Raw genomic sequence first — 3,398 nt, forward strand, 5'->3', positions numbered from 1 at the left:
AACCCCACCCCCAGATCCCCACCACCCCATGGCACCACACCCGCCACTGGATCGACGTCGAGGCGGCCACCCCACCGCCGTTGTCGCGCAAGGCTTCTCGGGCCCCGTCCGGCGCGCGTGCCGGCAACGGCAACGGCAACCACCGTCCGCTCGATGACTGGTCCTATGAGGTGGCCTGGCCCGCGCGGCCCCTCGCCGACGGAGGATCGTCGACCGCGGGCGGCGACCGGTGGCTGGTGCTGGGCGACACCGACCTGGCCGCCGAACTGAGCCGCATCACGGGTTCCCGCGTCGACGGGTGGGCTTGCACCGACGACGCGGCCTTCCTCGGCGCGCTGGGCGGTGTCGACCGAGTGGTGTACGCACCGCCCGCCTCCGATGCGTCAGTCCCGTTGGCCTATCGGCTGTTTCATGAGGCGCGCCGGATCGCCGCGGCGATGGCCGCCGCGGGGTCGCCGGCCAAGTTGTTCGTCGTCACCCGCAACGCCCAACCCATCACCGAGGGCGACCGCGCCAACCCCAGCCACGGAGCGCTCTGGGGATTGGGCCGCACCCTCGCCCTGGAACACCCCGAAATCTGGGGCGGCATACTCGATTTCGACGCCTCGGTGCCCGCCGAGCTCGCGGCGCCGCGCGTGTTGGCCGAGGCGTCCGGCGCCGACGGGGAAGACCAGGTCGTCTACCGCCGGGGTGACCGTCACGTCCCGCGCCTGCAGCGCCGCGCCCTGCCCATCGAACCGGTCGCGTTGGACGGTGACGCTTGCCAGCTCGTCATCGGCGCCACCGGCAACATCGGCCCGCACCTGATCCGCCAGCTGGCCCGGATGGGCGCCACGACCATCGTCGCGGTGTCGCGCAATCCCGGCCAGCGACTCCGCGAGCTGGCCGAAAGCCTTGCCACCACTGGGATCAACCTCGTCACCGTCGCGGCCGACGCGGCCGATGGCGCCGCGATGGCCGAGCTGTTCGGCCGGTTCGGCGCCGACCTGCCGCGCCTGGAAGGCATCTATCTGGCCGCCTATGCCGGACGCCCGGTGCTGCTCGACGAGATGACCGATGACGACGTCACCGCGATGTTCGCGCCCAAGCTCGACGCCGCCGCGGTGTTGCACCGGCTGTCGCTGACCACCCCGGTGCGCCACTTCGTGTTGTTCTCCTCGATCTCCGGCCTCACCGGTTCGCGGTGGCTTGCCCACTACACCGCCACCAGCGGCTACCTGGACGCCCTGGCATACGCCCGGCGCGCCCTTGGCCTTCCGGCCACCACGATCAACTGGGGGCTGTGGAAATCCCTGGCCGACAGCGACGGCGACGCCGGCCAGGTGAGCGTGGGAACCGGACTGGTACCCATGGACGACGACGTCGCCATCGCGGCGCTGCCGTTGGCGATGAACCCGGCGGCCGGTCCGCACTCGGTGGTGGTGGACGCGGACTGGCCACTGCTGGCCGAGGCCTACCGGATGCGCGGCTCGCTGCGCATCGTCGACGACCTGTTGGCCGACTCCGAGGGCGCATCGGTGATCCCGGCGCGGGATTGGTCACATCTGACGTCGGCACAGGTGCGCGCGGAGTTACAAAGCGGGCTGCGCGCCATCGTCGCCCGCGAGTTGCGCATTCCCGAACCGGAGCTGGAAAACGACCGCCCGCTCGCCGAGCTCGGCCTGAATTCCCTGATGGCCATGGCGATTCGCCGGGAGGCCGAAAACCTGGTCGGTGTCGAAATCTCGACGATCATGCTGTTCAACCATCCCACCGTCTCCGCGTTGGCCGACCAGCTCACCAAGATGGTCGCGCCCACCACGGAATCCGGACACGACGAGATCGCGGCGTTATCCGCCTCGGCGGGAAGCACGTTGGACAGCCTGTTCGATCGCATCGAGTCGTCGTCCGTCACCGCCGAGGAGCCCGCTTGATGCGCAGTCTCTTCAGCCGCGTCTCGGGCATGACGGCGCAGCAGCGCACCGCCCTGTCCGAAGAATTCGCCCGCGCCGCACGCACGGTGACCGCGGAACCGGTCGCCGTGGTGGGAATCGGGTGCCGATTCCCGGGCGGTGTGACGGGACCGGACAGCTTCTGGGAGTTGTTGGTCGAGGGCCGGAATGCGATTTCGGGGATCCCGGCGGACCGGTGGGACGCGGAGGCGTTCTACAGTCCCGACCCCCTGACGCCCGGTCACATGACCACCAAGTGGGGCGGGTTCGTGCCCGACATCGCGGGCTTCGACGCGGAATTCTTCGGCATCACGCCGCGCGAGGCCGCATCGATGGACCCGCAGCAGCGGATGACGCTCGAGGTCGCCTGGGAGGCCCTCGAACATGCCGGCATCCCAACGGATTCGCTGGCCGATACGCGAACCGGCGTGATGATCGGCGCCTACTTCAACGAATACCAGTCCATGCTGGCCTCCAGCCCCGAGCGCGTGGACGCCTACACGGGAACGGGAAATTCGCACAGCATCACCGCCGGCCGGATTTCGTATCTGCTGGGTCTGCGCGGCCCGGCGGTGGCGGTGGACACCGCATGTTCATCGTCCTTGGCGGCGATCCACCTGGCCTGCCAAAGCCTGCGATCCCGCGAGAGCGACCTGGCCCTGGCCGGCGGGGTCAGCGTGACCCTGCGTCCCGAAACCCAGATCGCCATCTCGGCATGGGGTCTGTTGTCACCGCGCGGACGGTGCGCCACCTTCGACGCGGCGGCCGATGGGTTCGTGCGCGGTGAGGGCGCGGGCGTGGTGGTGCTCAAGCGGTTGACCGACGCGGTGCGCGACGGCGATCGGGTGTTGGCCGTCGTGCGCGGCTCGGCGGTCAACTCCGACGGGCGCTCGAACGGCATCACCGCGCCCAACACGGCCGCCCAGTGCGATGTGATCGCCGACGCGCTGCGCTCTGCCGACCTGGCGCCGGAAAGCGTGAACTACGTGGAGACCCACGGGACCGGAACGGCACTGGGCGACCCGATCGAATTCGAGGCGCTGGCAGCCACTTACGGCCGCGGCGCGGGCTCCTGCGCGCTGGGCGCGGTCAAGACCAACATCGGCCACCTGGAGGCCGCGTCCGGGGTGGCCGGCTTCATCAAGGCGGTGCTGGCGGTGCAGCGCGGCCAAATTCCACCGAATCTGCACTTCTCCCAATGGAATCCGGCCATCGACGCGTCGTCGACCCGGCTCTTCGTACCCGTCGAAAACATCGAATGGCCGTCGGATTCCGGTCCGCGTCGCGCGGCGGTGTCCTCGTTCGGGCTGGGCGGGACGAATGCGCACGCGATCATCGAACAGGGTCCGGAACTGGCGCCGGTCGACGACGCCGGTCCCGCGGGTGGGGTGTCGACGTTGGTGGTGTCGGGTAAGACGGCGCAGCGGGTGGCGGCCACGGCGGTGGTGTTAGCCGAGTGGATGGACG

Annotated in this window: 2 protein-coding genes; both read left to right on the top strand. The window is 69.9% G+C overall.

The window, feature by feature from the left end:
* On the top strand, positions 1-1,913 hold a 1,913-nt coding region (locus tag WU80_RS24345; protein WP_231633908.1), incomplete at its 5' end, for a beta-ketoacyl reductase.
* A partial coding sequence (locus WU80_RS24350; protein WP_197281355.1) for a type I polyketide synthase occupies positions 1,910-3,398 on the top strand: 1,489 nt, incomplete at its 3' end. The genes WU80_RS24345 and WU80_RS24350, both read left to right, overlap by 4 nt.

This window comes from Mycobacterium sp. UM_11, from assembly GCF_001414075.1.
Classification (GTDB): domain Bacteria; phylum Actinomycetota; class Actinomycetes; order Mycobacteriales; family Mycobacteriaceae; genus Mycobacterium.